This window comes from Nocardia sp. NPDC052001, assembly GCF_040680615.1.
In the GTDB taxonomy this organism is placed as follows: Bacteria; Actinomycetota; Actinomycetes; order Mycobacteriales; family Mycobacteriaceae; genus Nocardia.
The window spans coordinates 116,136-131,440 of record NZ_JBFAXC010000008.1 but is presented as its reverse complement, the minus strand read 5'-3'; the positions used below and the strand labels follow the sequence as shown (position 1 = coordinate 131,440).

Annotated in this window: 14 protein-coding genes and 1 tRNA gene; 5 read left to right on the top strand and 10 right to left on the bottom strand. The window is 64.3% G+C overall.

Going from position 1 to position 15,305, the window contains the following annotated elements; all coding sequences use genetic code 11:
* Positions 1-319: 319 nt before the first annotated feature.
* Positions 320-1,357: an AraC family transcriptional regulator gene (locus AB0L82_RS31955; RefSeq protein WP_364644673.1), complete on the bottom strand. Its 1,038-nt coding sequence runs from the start codon at positions 1,355-1,357 to the stop codon at positions 320-322.
* A 290-nt stretch (positions 1,358-1,647) separates the two neighbouring features.
* Here AB0L82_RS31955 and AB0L82_RS31950 point away from each other — a divergent pair, with 290 nt between their 5' ends.
* Positions 1,648-3,696 (top strand): CocE/NonD family hydrolase, encoded by a 2,049-nt coding sequence (locus AB0L82_RS31950; RefSeq protein WP_364644670.1) that lies wholly within the window; start codon positions 1,648-1,650, stop codon positions 3,694-3,696.
* Positions 3,697-3,925: 229 nt separating this feature from the next.
* On the opposite strand, the gene AB0L82_RS31945 is transcribed toward AB0L82_RS31950, so the two are convergent.
* Complete coding sequence (locus AB0L82_RS31945) at positions 3,926-4,360, bottom strand: helix-turn-helix domain-containing protein (protein WP_364644667.1); 435 nt, start codon at positions 4,358-4,360, stop codon at positions 3,926-3,928.
* 85 nt (positions 4,361-4,445) lie between these two features.
* On the opposite strand from AB0L82_RS31945, the gene AB0L82_RS31940 reads away from it, so the two are divergent.
* Both AB0L82_RS31940 and AB0L82_RS31935 read left to right on the top strand, forming a co-directional pair.
* Positions 4,446-4,934 carry a TIGR03618 family F420-dependent PPOX class oxidoreductase gene (locus tag AB0L82_RS31940; RefSeq protein ID WP_364644664.1) on the top strand — a complete coding sequence of 163 codons (489 nt, stop codon included), beginning with the start codon at positions 4,446-4,448 and terminating at the stop codon, positions 4,932-4,934.
* Positions 4,935-5,392: 458 nt separating this feature from the next.
* The gene (locus AB0L82_RS31935; protein ID WP_364644661.1) at positions 5,393-5,809 is read left to right on the top strand and encodes a hypothetical protein; all 417 of its coding nucleotides are present in this window, start codon (positions 5,393-5,395) and stop codon (positions 5,807-5,809) included.
* Positions 5,810-6,000: 191 nt separating this feature from the next.
* Here the strand turns inward: AB0L82_RS31935 and AB0L82_RS31930 are convergent, their stop codons facing one another.
* The 4 genes from AB0L82_RS31930 to AB0L82_RS31915 form a co-directional block, all read right to left on the bottom strand.
* Positions 6,001-6,201 carry a hypothetical protein gene (locus AB0L82_RS31930; RefSeq protein WP_364644658.1) on the bottom strand — a complete coding sequence of 67 codons (201 nt, stop codon included), beginning with the start codon at positions 6,199-6,201 and terminating at the stop codon, positions 6,001-6,003.
* A 217-nt stretch (positions 6,202-6,418) separates the two neighbouring features.
* Positions 6,419-6,850: a hypothetical protein gene (locus AB0L82_RS31925; RefSeq protein ID WP_364644655.1), complete on the bottom strand. Its 432-nt coding sequence runs from the start codon at positions 6,848-6,850 to the stop codon at positions 6,419-6,421.
* Positions 6,851-7,335: 485 nt separating this feature from the next.
* Positions 7,336-8,832 carry an MFS transporter gene (locus tag AB0L82_RS31920; protein ID WP_364644652.1) on the bottom strand — a complete coding sequence of 499 codons (1,497 nt, stop codon included), beginning with the start codon at positions 8,830-8,832 and terminating at the stop codon, positions 7,336-7,338.
* 509 nt (positions 8,833-9,341) lie between these two features.
* A complete protein-coding gene (locus AB0L82_RS31915; RefSeq protein WP_364644649.1) occupies positions 9,342-9,584 on the bottom strand; it encodes a hypothetical protein in 243 nt (80 codons plus the stop codon).
* A 168-nt stretch (positions 9,585-9,752) separates the two neighbouring features.
* Here AB0L82_RS31915 and AB0L82_RS31910 point away from each other — a divergent pair.
* Positions 9,753-9,831: transfer RNA gene (locus AB0L82_RS31910), tRNA-OTHER, on the top strand.
* Between the two features lie 145 nt (positions 9,832-9,976).
* On the opposite strand, the gene AB0L82_RS31905 is transcribed toward AB0L82_RS31910, so the two are convergent.
* Both AB0L82_RS31905 and AB0L82_RS31900 read right to left on the bottom strand, forming a co-directional pair.
* Positions 9,977-11,182 carry a Cmx/CmrA family chloramphenicol efflux MFS transporter gene (locus AB0L82_RS31905; RefSeq protein ID WP_364644646.1) on the bottom strand — a complete coding sequence of 402 codons (1,206 nt, stop codon included), beginning with the start codon at positions 11,180-11,182 and terminating at the stop codon, positions 9,977-9,979.
* A gap of 82 nt (positions 11,183-11,264) precedes the next feature.
* Positions 11,265-11,837 carry a TetR/AcrR family transcriptional regulator gene (locus AB0L82_RS31900; protein WP_364644643.1) on the bottom strand — a complete coding sequence of 191 codons (573 nt, stop codon included), beginning with the start codon at positions 11,835-11,837 and terminating at the stop codon, positions 11,265-11,267.
* Between the two features lie 144 nt (positions 11,838-11,981).
* On the opposite strand from AB0L82_RS31900, the gene AB0L82_RS31895 reads away from it, so the two are divergent.
* Positions 11,982-13,133 carry an epoxide hydrolase family protein gene (locus AB0L82_RS31895; RefSeq protein ID WP_364644640.1) on the top strand — a complete coding sequence of 384 codons (1,152 nt, stop codon included), beginning with the start codon at positions 11,982-11,984 and terminating at the stop codon, positions 13,131-13,133.
* A gap of 183 nt (positions 13,134-13,316) precedes the next feature.
* On the opposite strand, the gene AB0L82_RS31890 is transcribed toward AB0L82_RS31895, so the two are convergent.
* Together AB0L82_RS31890 and AB0L82_RS31885 are read right to left on the bottom strand one after the other, a co-directional pair.
* Positions 13,317-13,535 (bottom strand): hypothetical protein, encoded by a 219-nt coding sequence (locus AB0L82_RS31890; RefSeq protein ID WP_364644637.1) that lies wholly within the window; start codon positions 13,533-13,535, stop codon positions 13,317-13,319.
* 714 nt (positions 13,536-14,249) lie between these two features.
* Positions 14,250-15,305 (bottom strand): dihydrodipicolinate reductase, encoded by a 1,056-nt coding sequence (locus tag AB0L82_RS31885; RefSeq protein ID WP_364644635.1) that lies wholly within the window; start codon positions 15,303-15,305, stop codon positions 14,250-14,252.

The window sequence follows — 15,305 nt, the reverse complement described above, 5'->3', positions numbered from 1 at the left end:
TGCCAACGCGGACGGCAGCATCGGACATGCGGGGCGCGAATCGGCGATTCGGTGGTGATGGCTTTCGACTCTCGACCGGGGTGGCCGGTGACGCCCTCGCTGATCCGCCTGTTCCTCGCGGATGCCGATGCGGTCTACGAGCGGTCGTTTCGGGCCGGGGCCACATCGGTCACCACGGTGACCGAACTGTTCTTCGGGGATCGAGTCGGGCGGGTGCGCGATCCGTTCGGCAATATCTGGTGGATCCAGACGCATGTCCGCGCCCGCACGGTTGTTGGTCAGTTCGTGTGGGCCACGCAGCGATCCACCGGTCTGGCAATCATCGTGATTGCTGGTGGTGGCTCTGGCGGGCGTGGCCTTCGGCGCGGATCTCCTGGGGAGTGCGGCCGTACCAGCGGCGGACCACGCGGGTGAGGGCGGATTGCTCCCGGAGACCGACGAGGGCGGTAATGCGACCCATGGGGAGATCGGTTTCGCAGAGCAGTCGGTAGGTGGCGTCTCGGCGCGCTGTGTCGAGGACTGCGGTGAAAGTTGTTCCCTCGCTTGCCAATGCGCGCTGCAAGGTGCGCGGGCCGGTATGCAGCATCTGGGCGACGGTCGCGATGTCCGCGGTGGATTCGAGCAAAGCACGGTCGATCGCGAGGCGGACCCGGGCAGTCATGGTGCGATCGAGTTCGGAGTAGTTGCGGGCCAGGTAGTCCATCGCCAGTCTGTGCAGCATCGGGTCGCTGCCGAGAACGGGGCGGGCAAGTACCTCGGACGGGAGGCGCAGCAGGGTCGTGGTCATGTCGAATCGCATTTCGGCACCGAAGAATTCGGCATACCGCGAGGCGGGCGCCCGTGGTGGATGCGGCAGGTACACCGTCCGTAATCCGTAGGCATCGCCGAGGCCGTGGCGCAAGAGCCGATGCAGAATGCCTGCGGCGTGGTCGATGCACTGACTGAAAGTACTTACCTCCGCGATATCGCGGTAGTTCATCGCGATCACGCCGGGCTGATGCTCCGGATCAGGGCACAACTCGATGGAAATGCCGGCGTGGTGGGTGAACAGGTAGCGCTGCGCGCACACCAATGCCTCTCCGACGGTAGGCGCATTGAGCATGGCGACGGCGAGCGGACCGAATATGCTGAAGTCTTGGCGTTCGGCCAAGCGCAAACCTAGGTCAGGACAGCCCAATTCGATCGCGGCGACCTCCAATGCCCAGCCCACCGACTCCGCGGTGACGACCGCATCATCGGAATCCAACGCCTCGGGTGCGATGCCGAACCGCCGCAGCAGCGCGACACCGTCGCCTCCGAGTTCCTCGACCAGCTCCCGATACCCGCGCAACATCGCCGCATGCCCCATGACTGCCATCAGCAACCCACCAACCATTCCCGAGTTGGTTCCGCAGCGTATCCAGTCGGGTTCCCCGCGACAAGACCGTACAGCGATTGTCTCAGCCAGAATTCGCGGTTTCCACCGGCCCTGATGTGGTCCTTGTTCGACACGGGAACCAACCGCTGTCGCGCTCGGATAAAAGGATGTCGCCCAGGAGCGAGTCCGCGGCCCTCATCGGTGGCAACAATCTGGCTCAGGGATCGAATGAGAGGTGGAGCACACGAATGAGGGCTGGGAAGCGGACGAAGAGGTTCGCGCTACGCAGCATGGTGGTGGCATCGGTGGCACTGGCGGGCGCGCCGTTCTCGGCGCCGGTGGTTTTCGGTGAACCGCGCGGAGGTTTCACGACAATCGACGGTGGCGATCATGCGGCACAATGGAATTCGGCCTTGAACGGACCACAGCCCTACAACGGTGTCGCGCCCGATCTGGCGGTACCGTTCACGATGAGCGATGGCACCGTGCTCAAGGCGGACATCATCCATCCGGCCCGTGACGGCCAGCGTGCCGATGGCCGTCGCCCGGTAATCCTGCAGATGCAGGGCTACGGCAAGCTTCCGATCCTCATCGGGCAGGCGCTGTTGAGTTCTATCGACGGTCTCGGCATCAAAAAGCCTCTCGAAGACTGGATTTCCTCGATCAACCTGCCCGGGGTCGGCATCGATGGGCTATTCGACCTCACCCGCCAGGCCGACTCCGGCGCGCTTGAAACCGCGGCCCAGGACTGGGCGCTTGCCGAGGCCGGATACACCCTGGTGCAGGTCGATCTGCGCGGCACCGGCACCTCCGAGGGCGACTGGCAAGTCTTCGGAGACCGCGAGAAGCAGGACATCGCTGAGGTGATCGACTGGATCACCCGGCAAGGGTGGAGCGACGGCAATGTCGGGACCATGGGGATCTCGTTCACCGCGATCAGCGCGCTCGAGGCGACCGACCGGATGCCGCCGGGACTGAAGGCCGTTTTCGCCTACGAAGGCAGCGCGGACGTCTTCAACGATATTGCCGGACCCGGTGGCGCGGTCGGCGTCGGCTTCCTGGTGCCGTGGCTGCTCGGCGTCAACGCGCTCAAGATGATTCCCGATGTCACTGCCCTGGCAGTCGGAAAGTTCGATCCCGCACAGCAATTGCAGTGGCTCAAGGACCGCATCGCCGACCCACTGACCCTGGTCGATATCGTCGCCAATGCCTACACCGCGCTGACACCGGACCAGCTGACCCCGCGGACCCGCGGCCTGATGGATCCGAATTCGCCCTTCCGGCAAGGACTTAAAGCCAAAGTCGGCAACATTCGAGTGCCGACCTTCATGGTGGGCGCGTGGTTCGACATCTTCGGCACCAGCCCGACCGATACCTTCAACTCGATCCCGCTGCCGGCCGAACAGAAGAAACTCATCATGGGCGACGGCTACCATCTCGGTTCCGGCGTAGCCGGTTTCGGTCATCCGGGGATGCCCCCGCGACTGGATGTGTTGCAGCGAGCCTGGTTCGACCACTGGCTGCGCGGAATCGACAACGGCATAGAGGATTACGCGCCGATCGTGGTCAAACAGCAGGGTGGCGGCTGGACCGACGCCTCGGAATTCCCGCGCACCGAGGCCACCTACCGGCGCGTGTACCTCAACGACACACCTTCCGGCACCGCCGCTGGTTCGGTCTATGACGGTGGGCTCTCGCAGCACCCGCGGCAGTCGCAGCCGCGCGACCTGACCGTCGCACCGGGCCTGCTGAGCATCTGCGGCCGTGACGTCGCCAGGATCGCCGCCGGTGCGACGGCAATCCTGGACGCCTGCGGCAAGGACTCCCGCATCTGGGAGCACAACGGCCTGAGCTTCACCAGCAGCCCTGTCACCGAGGCAACGACGATATCGGGGCCAATCAACGTGCACCTCAACGTGGTTCACGACGCCGCCGACGGCTACTGGGTGGCGACAGTCAACGATGTGGCTCCGGACGGCAGCTCCAACGAGATCGCGACCGGACAGCTCGTCGCCTCGCTGCGCCAGATCGACGACTCGGCGAGCAAGACCTCTATCAACGGCGACTACACCGACCCGCGCTACTTCCTCGACCTCGATCGGCGCCAGCCCACCATCCCCGGTGCGCCGGTCACCCTGGACATCGCCGCCACCCCGATCGACGCGGTGCTGCAGCCCGGCCACCGCTTGCGTGTCGACGTCTACGCCAGCAATTTCCCCAAGGGCCTGCCGCCCCTGATGTTCGTGGCCGACTCCGGCTTGAAACCTGAATACCTGCGCCTGGATCCCGACGCGCCGAGCTGGATCAATATCGCCCTGACAGCACCCATCCCGGACTGACCCGCGGCGCGCAGGCTGCTGATCAGCCTCGCGCGTTCGGTCGCAGTCAGCGTGGCCTGCGGACAGACGAGTTCTTACAGCGCAGGCTCGACAGTTTGGATGGATCGATCATCGCGATCCTCCTCCGGGGACTTCGGAGGCCGCAGGCCACGCCAGCTATGGAACGTACTCAATTGCCGGTGAGGTTGAAGTCGCAGGGTCGTGCCGCAATCGAGCAACAGGTGCAGGATCACGCTGATTCGGTCGATATGACCGAGGGTGTGGCCTGCTCGTCGTAGGTTCTGCGTGCCGCGGCGATCGTGCTCCGGTGGCGGTCGGCCCATCCGGTCAGCGCCAGAGGGCTCTGATAGAGCTCTCGGGCCATCGGTGTGGCTTGGTATTCGGTCTTGGGAGGCACCACTGGATATACCGTGCGGGTCAGCAGGCCGTCACGTTCGAGGTTGCGCAGGGTCAGGGTGAGCATTCGCCTACTGACACCGCTGATTTCGCGTTCGAGTTCGGTGAAACGCATCGGACCCCGAGTGGTCAGTAGCAGGACACCGATGGCCCATTTGCCGCTGACCCAATTGAGGACTTCCAGCACCGAACACGCGTGGTCGAGTGGCGAATCGCCCTCGGCGACCGCGTCTGCCTGCAATGGAACATCGCTGTCACTCTGGAACATGAAAGTGCCTCCTTCCGCCCGCCACGACCGTGACAGATCATGCACTCAGTAACAAATAGTGCACTAAGACGACGGAAGGGTCGCCATGTCCGACGTTCAGGAACCGATGTACGAACCGGGCCGCGGAGCGGCTCCGACCCGACTGTCGACCGACCGACTCAACCGTTTTCTCGCCGAGAATCGGATGGGAGCGCTGATAACTATTAAGCGCGACGGGCATCCGCACCCGTCTACCGTTGCCTACCAATGGAATTCGGGCGCAGGCGTGATTTCGATCGGCTCGACCGCTGACCGTATCAAAGTCCGCCACCTCGCCCGAGATCCACGCGCCGCGCTCTACGTGAGTAGCTCGGACCATCTCAGCTTCGCGGTGGCCGAGGGCACGGTGGAGATTTCTCCGGTCAGTTCGGTTCCCGGCGATGCGACGGGCCGCGAAATGCTCGCCATGTTCCCCGAATTCGACAACCCCGACGATGCCCCGATCTTCCTCGAGAACATGGTCGAGGACCATCGGGTCGTGATCAGGCTCCGGGTCGCCAAGCTGTACGGGGACACACTCACTGCCGAGCACTGATCAACAGCAGCCCGATCGCCCGGCCTCGGTGCGCACCGTGTCTCACATGCTGGCTCCCAGGATCGTCAGACCGATCAGCGGACGCGCGTTCGTGCCGCAACCCGGGCGTTAGTCGGCCGTCCAAATGGGCTGGCAGACAGCGCTTCCAGGTGCGCGGTAATGCCGATGAACGTGTCGCATGACTCGGGAAGCTGAGTCATGGTCTGTGCTGGGTGCCGATCCCGCTGTGGCCCTGGCCTGGTTACCAGAAACCACTGAGGCCCCATCGGATTCCGTACGAAGCTCGGCTGGCGCAGCACGGTGGCCGTGGATCGTCTGTGGGCGTGCAGTCGGCCTGTGTATTGCGTGAACGCGACGCACGCTCGTTCGGGACCTCCTGAAATCTGTTGATAGACCTGCCGGCAGGACGCAATATGAGATGTGGACAGAGGTTTCCTGACTGAGGCCGGTGATAAGGGGTGGCTGTCCGGGTATGGCTCGCAGCGGTGCTGATCGGACTGGCCGTGTTCGGGTACGGTGCGGCCGTAGTGTTCAACGGTTTCGCGTTCTTGTCCGGGCATGGCACAGAGCGGACCGTGTATGTCGAATCGGTCCGCACCCTGTGGGGCGGTGATGCGGGTCCCGACGTCACCGAAGGAGTCGGGTACTACCTCGATGCCGACGGGAATCGCCATGCTTGCAGCGTGATACAGGATGACTTGAAACCAGGGGCGCAGGTGCAAGCCCGCTCCCCGGTGATCCCGATTCACCCGCCCTCGGTGTTCCATGACCGCAGCGAGGCCCGTCAGATCATCTTCATGGCGCTCTTCTTCACGATCCTGCTCGGCGGCGGGACGGTGGGTCTCGGATCGCTCATGCTCTGGGTGGACCGCTGATTGCCGCCTAAGAATCGATGGTGATCCAGCGAATGCGCTTCCGGCCCATCGTGGAACTGCTCGACTCAACGCCCGAAACCGCACCCACACGGCCGTTCCAATGGAACGCACGCGACTGCCGCGTAGCGCGCTGACATAAGCGGCCAGCGCGATCAGGCGGCATGTCGGTGTCGGCGCAGTGGGCGTTGCGCTCAGGTGTAGACGTTTTGGCCGTACTCGCCGTGCGGCAGTGTGAAATCGTCCGGTCGTTCTGTGCGCAGCCTGTCATAGCGCAGCCCGAACTCATCGATAGCTTCGCTGATGCTGCAGTCCATCTCGGTCCTGATGGCTTGAAGCGCCCGGACCACCTTCTCGGCAACGATCAGATCGTCCACCGAGGTCTCGTTACTCACGTGAGAAGTGTGCCGAGTGCGCTGCGGGTCAGCAACCGGATTGTTGACCGCCCGTCCGTCGCGATGATTGCCCGAAGACCGCGGTGTGCGTCTGCCTGTCGTGCGAAAGATCAACCAGCAGCGCCGATCCGGGCGCTCAGGTCGTCCGCTACTGCGCAACTTCTACCACGGCCTTGAGCGGATCACATCAGATGTCGTTGCGGCGGTATCGCTTCCATCAATCCTCGAGAGCGTAATTCGACAACTGGCCGGTGTTGCCGGGGAACGTGAACTCCCAGATTTCGAATCCGGTGAAGTTGAAAACCTCCAGTCTGCGGTCATTGTCGAACATGAACCTCAGGTCCGCGGTGGTTTGGTCCATCTCCGCTGCCAGCAACTGCCCACCGACAAGCTCACCACGCAGAACGCTCAACGCGTCGATCGGCGCGGGCAGACCATACTGACGACGATGATCGAAGATGCTGACTTCCGGTCGGCCCTTCTTCGTCAACCGCCAGAACTGGGCCGACAGCCTCGTCCCGTCGCTGAACTCGATGACGGTCCCCACAGCGAAGATCAACTCAATCGAGGGCGCCTCGTACTTGACGCCAAGCACCCGTTCACACCGCACCCCTCGCCACTGGGCAAGACGATCTGAGAACAGCGTCATCGAAATCCCCACCCATGCGACGAAATGCCGTTAGTCCTGGTGTCCAGGCATACCAGCCAGTATGTGACAGCTACCGCACCAATCGACCCACCGACGACCTGTGTGCGACCGCCGGATCATGTGCACGGTAATGCCGCTACAAGGTCGTCCGGACCAGCCAGGCCGCACGATCAGTGTGACCAACTGAAGTTCAACAGCCTCGGGGCCGTCGCGCTAGGGTGGGTGGTGCCCGCTCGGGCTTCGGGCCCGCAGTGTCTGCCTTGGGCAGCCCGGGGCAAAGGGGGGTGGCTGGACGCTCCCTCTGGTACGCCTCAGGGAGCGGAGCAGACGCCCGATCCCACCCCCCTCACCCCTGCCGCGAATATCCTGTAGTGCCGCATCCCACGCGTCGGCCGGCCGTCCGAACCGGTTGGCCGACAGCGCTTCCCGGTGCACTCTTCTGCCGTTTCAGCGTGCTGGACCGGGTGCGCCCGGTATGACCGATGTCAGTTACCTCCGGACTCTGTGGTGTGGTCGTTCGGGTGCTCGGGTAGGTAGAACATCAACGCCCACATCGCAATCAACGTGCCGCCGCCCCACCACAGCACGCCTGTGAACGCGTCACGGTTGAGAGCCGCCTCGGGTGATCCGCCGGTGACGGCGAAGAATACGAGACCGTTCAGAGCGATACCGAGTGCGTAGCCCAGTTGCAGGGCGGTGTTGAACAGGCCGGAGGCCGAACCGGCGCGGTCGTGTGGAACCTTCGCCAGCGTCAGGTCGGCGATCGGTCCGCTGATCATGCCGAGGCCGAACCCGAGGACCAGGATCGGGGCGCTCATCGCGAGCAAGGTCAAATCCTCGCGCCCGCTACTGATTTGGAGCCCGTAGGCCGTCATCGCAGCGATGGTGATCAGGGCTCCGGCCTGAGGGAGTCGGCGTGCGAAACGTCCTGCGGTCTTGGTCGCGAGCATCGCACCCATGAACTCGCCGCCAGCGAGCAGTACGAAGGCCAGGCCCGCCATCAGCGCGCTCATGCCCAGGCTACGCTGCAGGTAGAGGGTCCAGGTCATGAAGAACAAACCGACCAGCAGACCCATCATCAGCTGCGCGGACAGACCACCGCGGAACTGCTTGACCCTGAACAGCGACAACTCCACCAGCGGTGCCTTATCGGCGCGATGCCGCTGATGGCGCAAGAAGGCGCCGAGCACGAGCAGACCACTGGTGAGCATGATGAAACACCACAGCGGCCAGCCATGGGCGTGGCCTTCGGTGAGCGGGAAAACGATCAGCACCATTGCGATCGCGGACAGCCCAACTCCGGCGAGGTCGAGCCGGTCGGCTTTGGCCGCGGTCGACTCGGTGATGAACTTGCGCCCAAGGATGATCACGGCGAGCCCGACGGGCACGTTGATCAAGAAGATCGGCCGCCACGCCAGCCCGAACAGGTCGGCGTCGGTGAGCGCACCGCCCAGTACCGGGCCCACGACGTTACCCATCGCCAGCACCGCTCCGAACAGGCCGAAGGCCCTGCTGCGGTTCTCGGCGGCGAAGGTGACGTGCAGGGTGGCCAGGACCTGCGGCATCATCACCGCGGCGGCACCACCTTGAAGCACGCGCGCGGCAATGAGCATGCCGGGATCGGCGGCGAGCCCGCACAGCAGCGAGGCCAGGGTGAAACCGATCGTGCCCAGCAGGAACACCTTTCGCCGACCGTAGATATCGCCGAGCCTGCCGCCGGTGATCAGCGCGAGAGCGAAGCTCAGTGCGTAACCCGCGGTCACCCACTGCACCGCGGCAGGTCCGGCACCGAGGGAGTGTTGCAGGGTCGGGATGGCGGTCAGCACGACCGAATCGTCGACGATGTTCATGAGCTCGCCGGTCAGAAGGACCGCGAGGGCGATCCTGGCGGTCGTTGTCATCGCTGACGACGCACCGGTAGAAGTCGGGGTTGACGGCTCGGGGATGTGCTCATGCTCGTTGTCGATCGCGGAGGACCTCACGGTCGGACTCCTGTTCAGGAATCGGGGAGCTCACCGTCGACCACACCAGGGCAAGACAACACACACCCAGGGCAGACGGCAGAGCTGCACCCGGGAAATAGCGGAAAGGGAATGGGTGGTGACTCAACTCAGGCCAGCGCGACGTCCGCCCCGCACACGTCCGAACGATCAGGACGTGGGGAACACGGACGGCGACATGGCCTGGGATATAAGTCACCACCTCCAATCCACTACAGAAACAAAAGTCCACACCCGCCCCGCAGGAAACAGGCGGGGCAAGACCCAATCCACGATACGACAACCCGTCGATCGCCCGACACCGGACCTGCGGTGCCCTCCGCCACACCATGCAGACAGTGCGCCCTGTGGCCCCAGGACCCGTAGCAATAACCATCCGGTCATGTCGCGTGGCGCGCTGTTCGAAGCGACTACGCGGCTCGCCGGAAGATCAACGGGCACAAATCAACTCGGCAACAGTGACGCTGCATAGCGAAGCTTGCCGGGTCCTCTTATGCCCGGCTCTCACCGCGACAGCGGTAACCACCGTTACGCCGATCAGCCCTGACGGCCGCTACCAGTGCAGCACAGAGGCCACCGAACACTACGGCTCCAACCAGCACGATTCCCACGCCGACAATGACGGTGGCGAGCATAGGATCGCCGAAGCCGAAGTACACGGCGAACGGACTCGACAGCACCGCGCCGATGAAGCCCCCGACCAGGGCCACGACGAGGACAGGTCGGTCTTTCATGAATCCGACTCTAGTCCTCGAGTAGTCATTCCCTCCGTCCAAGACACCAGCATCCCGGACATCCGTATAGGCCGCATATCGCACCGGCCGACCGGCAGTGCGAAAGCCGGAAGATGAACGCCCCGTGATGATCTCGATCTCTCGTCCGCACCTGTACGCTGGCCGATGGCCATGGAGTAGATCAGTGGTAGATCACCGACACGACACGTGGGAGGGCGGGGGTTCGAGTCCCGCCTCCATGGCCCCAGACTCCCAATATCGTCCATCGGGCAGGGAGGTGCGGGGTGGGGGTCGCCGAAGGTGACGATCGAGGTGAAGATGAGTTCGCGGCCGGTGGAGGCTGTATGGAGTTGGTACGCAGCGAGTTTGGCGTGTAAATCGGCCCATCGTGATCAGCCCACCAGAACCGGTTCGGCCGATACCGCGGGGATCGGGGTGCGGCGGCTGCGTAGGTGGCCGGCGGCCACGGTGAGCAGTCCGAGGGCGGACATGCCCGCACCGACCCAGGCGGTGGACGGGTAGCCGAGTCCGGCGGCGACGGCCAGACCGGCGAGCCAGGGCGCGAGGGTGTTTCCCACGTTGAATGCCGAGGTCACCAGTGCGCCGCCGAGCGTGCGCACCTGGCCCAGATGCGCGTAGACGCGGACATTGATCGCCGGATTGGTGGCCAGGCCGAACATTCCCATCAGGAATACGAGCACGATGACCGGGATCGGATGGCTCGCGAAGATCGCGATGCCGATCGAGGAGATGAGAACGCCGGTCCCGCCGATGTACAGGGTGGGGTACGGGAGTGCGTCGGCTACCCGGCCGCCGAGAGTGATACCGATCAACGAGCCGACGCCGAACAAGGCCAGCACCACAGGAACCCAGCTCTCGTCCAGGCCGGTGTCGGTCGTCAGCATGGCACCGAGGTAGCTGAATGATGCCATCATCGAACTGAAGATCAGTGCGCTGGTGCCGTACACGATCCAGAGTCCGGGATCGGCGAGGCTGCGCAGTTCATCGCCGAATCTCGTTACGGTCCTGCTGGTTTCGCCGACCGAATGGCCCGGCACGGTGCGTAGGCTGACCGCGACGCCGGCGGCGGCGACGGCGGACAGCACGGCCACGGTCCAGAATGCGGAGCGCCAGCCCAACTGCTGGCCGATCACGGTGCCGAGCGGGACGCCGAGCACCGTCGACACCGTGATCCCGCCGATCACGATCGACAGCGCCCGCCCGGCCCGATGCGCGCCGACCAGGTCGACGGCGGTCACGGCGGCGACGCCGAAGAATCCGGCGCAGGCGATCGCACCGATCACTCTCGTGGCGAACAGCACGGGGTACCCGGTGGCCACCGCGCCCACCACGTGAGCGGCGATGAATACTGCCAGAAAGGTCAGCAGGGCACGGCGTTTGGGCCAGCGCAGCGTGGCCATCGCGAGAATCGGCGCGCCGATCACCATGCCGATGGCATAGGCGGAGATCAACAGGCCCGCATCGGGGATGGAGACACCCAGATCGTGGGCCATCTCCGGCAGCAGCCCGGACAGCATGAATTCCGATGTGCCCTGCGCGAATATCGCGAATCCGAGCACATAGATGGCCAATGGCATGGCGAGCCCTTCCTCATCAGTTTTAGATCAATCAGTCCATAACTAGGGTGCGCAGAGACCCGCGCATCCGAATCAGGTCAATTCAGAACGCGTTGAGTGCGTTGGTGGCGATGGCTTCCAAGGTCGCCCGGTCCGCGCCGCCACGCGCGGCCACCTGCATGCCACTGATCGTGGCGATAATGAAATGCGCCAAGCCGAGCGAATCACGTTCGGCGGCAATCTCTTTGCGACGACGACCGGATTCGAAGGCCGCTCGCAGCGCCTCCACCCGCACATCCAGGTCGCGCCGCAGCGAGCGAGCGATCTGCGAATCATGTGGAGCCAGCTCCACCATGGAGTTCACCACCAGGCAGCCGGGCGGCTCCTCGGTGTGCTGATCGATCACCCGCCACAGCAGCGCGCGCATCTTGTCCCGCACTGGCGCGTCATCGCCCATGAGGTCCAGCACCGGCGCGTTCTTGGTATCCATGTAGCGGCGCAGCGCCTTCTCGAACAGCTCGTTCTTGGAGTTGAAGGTGTTGTAGATACTGCTGCGCCCCAACCCGGTTGCCGCGCACAGATCGGCGGTCGAGGTGGCTTCGTAGCCGGACGCCCAGAACGTCCGCATCGCCGCCTCGACCGCTTGATCCTCGTCGAAGTTCCTCGGTCGCGCCATGTGGAGGACGCTACCACAGTTTTGGACTGATCGTCTCAATACCGCGTCCGAGATCGTCGGAACAGCGCAGTTCGGACAGAATCGATGTCGAACCTCGTGAAACCACCACCGAAATGCGCAGTTCGCCACGACGGAGGAGTACGAATGTCCGAGACCCCCACCGTGTTTCACATCGACATCCCCCAGGATCGGCTCGACGATCTGCGCGGGCGGCTGGAACGAACGCGCTGGCCCGAAGAGCAGCCGGTGTCGGACTGGTCCCAGGGCATTCCGCTGGACACTATGACCGGTCTGTGTCGTTATTGGACGCAGGACTACGACTGGCGCGCCACCGAACGGCGGCTCAAGCGGATCCCGCAATTCCGGACCACTATCGACGGCCTGCCGATTCATTTCCTCCATATGCGCTCCCCCGACCCGCAAGCGACGCCGGTGGTGCTCACCCACGGCTGGCCCGGTTCTTTCCTGGAATTCGAGAACGTAATTCCATTGCTCACCAACCCGTCCGGCGGTGAGCGGGAGTTCCATGTGGTGGTTCCGTCGCTGCCCGGATATGCCTTCAGCGGTAAGCCCGCCACCACCGGCTGGGGCATCGGCCGCATCGCCGATGCCTGGTGTGAATTGATGACCCGACTCGGGTATCGGCAATTTCTCGCCGCCGGAAGCGATTGGGGGACCAGCGTTTCCACCAAGATCGCGCTCCAGCAACCGAACCGGCTGATCGGGCTGCATCTGGTTCCACCGCTCGCCCCGCCCGATCACCACTCGGCCCACACCGACGCCGAACAAGCATCGCTCGCCGATCTGGATGAGCGCACGCGCACCGGATCCGGATATTCGGCGATGCACAGCACCCGCCCGCAGACGGTCGGGTACGGGCTGAACGACTCGCCGGCCGCCCTCGCCGCATGGATCGCGGAAAAGCTCTACACCTGGACCGACGAGCCCGGTCTGACCCGTGACCAGATGCTCGACAACATCACCCTCTACTGGCTCACCGGCACCGGCACATCCTCGACTCGGTTGTATTGGGAGAGCATCGCGGAGGTTAGCAGGTGGTTCACCGCGGCCGTCGATGACGTGATCGACGTGCCGACCGGGTGCGCCGTCTACCCCAGAGAGGCCCCGCGTCCTTCACGCCGGTGGGCAGCCCGCCGATTCACCAACATCGTGCATTGGATCGAGCCTATGCGCGGCGGACATTTCGCGGCATGGGAACAGCCCGAACTGTTCGCCGATGATCTGCGGGCGACCGCCGACTCCATCGTCGCAGCCGCGGAAGGCCGCACGTCGTAGGTCACGAATTCCGTAGCGGCCGAAAAGGGCGACGAGGTCGCCGCCGCCGAATTCCTCCTCGACGCCGAGGGCGGTTTCGTCAATGGCGCGAACCTGGCCGTCGACGGTGGCCGCGCGACCCTGGGCCTCGATACCGAAACACGCTGACACCCAGCACTTTTCGCCGTCGACGGGCTCAGCAGCTCAGAACGAGCAGTCAGCGGGGCGCCCCGCCCAGCCACCCTTCAGGAACCTGATGATGGCGCAGAACACCTCCTCCGACGAGGAAGCCACCGGCGCAGTATCAGCTGGCGCGGCGATCGATGTCGTATCAGCAGGCGCGGCAACCGATTCCGCGGACGCGGACGCCATCGGAACGAGCAGCCCCGCGGTCACCACGGTAGCAACGAGAAAGTTCTTCATCAGGAGTCCCTATCAGTCGTCGGCTGGTACATTCTCGAATCTATTGCGCGGCCCGGTCACGCGCTATCGGGCAACTGCCCCATTCGACCGGAGGATCAACCGGCGCGATGAGCCGAAGCGACAGTCGCTATCGATATCTCACGCGCCGCCGGTGACGACCATCGAACGGCCCACGAGTACGCCGCACCGAGCTGTGCCCGTGGCCCTGAACCTGATTCGAAAGACCGTGCTAGCGCGGCACCAAGCAGAACGTCTTACCGTCGAACTCGAAGTAGTAGGAGAATTTTCCACCCGTTGCGATACCGCCCATGGCAGGGCACTCCGCACCCCTGCTCCCGGGCAGAATCAATGTCACCCTCGAACCGGCCGCGGCGTCCGAGCAATCCACCCGCGTGGGGTGCATGGGTATCTGGTTGCGGCCGGGTATTTCCCTGAAGCAGTCGCCGACCTGGGTCGCCCCCAGCGCAGTCGCCTTATCGTCGGAGTTGCTTGCACAACCCGACACCACAAGGAACCCAAGTGCCATCGCTCCTAGTGAACGCTGAATCCGCCTCTGGCGACACATCACAATATCCTCGGAGCCCGGTGACTGTTCTTTCGCCATAGTGAACCGCCAAAAGTCCACACCCACACCCGGTTTGATGAATATCGACAGTCGGCCCCACCCTGCGGACCGGTGTCTCAGCTCGCCGTGCAGCGTGGGCATGCCTGCGATCAGCGGGCCAGGTCCGGGTGGGCGCGGCCGGTGACCAGTGGCATGTCGACGAAGGTCAATAGGCCGGGTTCGGCGGCGCAGACGTAGGGGATCGAGTTCACGCAGTGGGCTGCGGTCACGACGATGCCGGGGTTGCGTTCGAGACCGGCCGTCACGCTGCTCGGGTGCCAGCCGTGGATCGTGACGTGGCAGTCCGGATCGCCCTTGACCTCGACTTCGAAGCGGACGCCGCCGTCGCCGTACTTCCAGGGTGGGTCGAGGTGCTCGTCGCCCATCATCCAATTCACAGCGACCCGAACGACTTTGGTATCGGCGATGAATGCCTCCCAGGCGAAGCGTTGTGCGGCGACCTGGCCGGGCTGGATTTCGCCGATCGGTGAGTCGATGGGTGCGGTCGCGACCGCCACCTCACGGCTGCTGCGGATTTCGGCGTCGGCGAAGCCGAGGGTGTCCAGGCACATGCGCACCGATTGGTCGAAACCGTTGTCCAGCAACGCGAGCATCGGGCCGTTCATCGCCTGTTCGGGTGACTGGCCGAAACCCATGAGGTGGCGAACGACGTCGGGGGCGTTGTAGGTGCGGATGTCGGAGTACTCCTCACCGCGGACGAAGGTGATCGCGCTGGACAGGCCCGCGAAGAACAGCGGCTGCTGCTCGGTGGCGCCGCCCGGGTCGATCCCGGTGCCGTGCAAGGTCACGCCGCCTTCGAGGGCGGGCGCCGACATCCGCTCCTTCTCTTGGGCGGTCGGCCAGAACCAGCCCAGCGGCGTGACCACGTTCTTGCCCGAACGCAGTAGCGCCGCAACCTCTTTCGGATTCGGCATGAGCGGTGAGTACAGGACGCAATCGGCGTCCATCGCGAGGATGTCGTCGACGCTGTTGGTGGCGATCACACCGATCGGGCCGATCCCCGCGAGTTCTCCGGCGTCCTTGCCCGCCTTGGCTTCCGAGTGCACCCAGCACCCGACGAGTTCGAGATCCGGGTGCAGCTGGATCTGGCCGATCGCGGCCTGGCCGAGGCCGCCGGTGGCCCACTGGATCACTCGCAGAGTCAT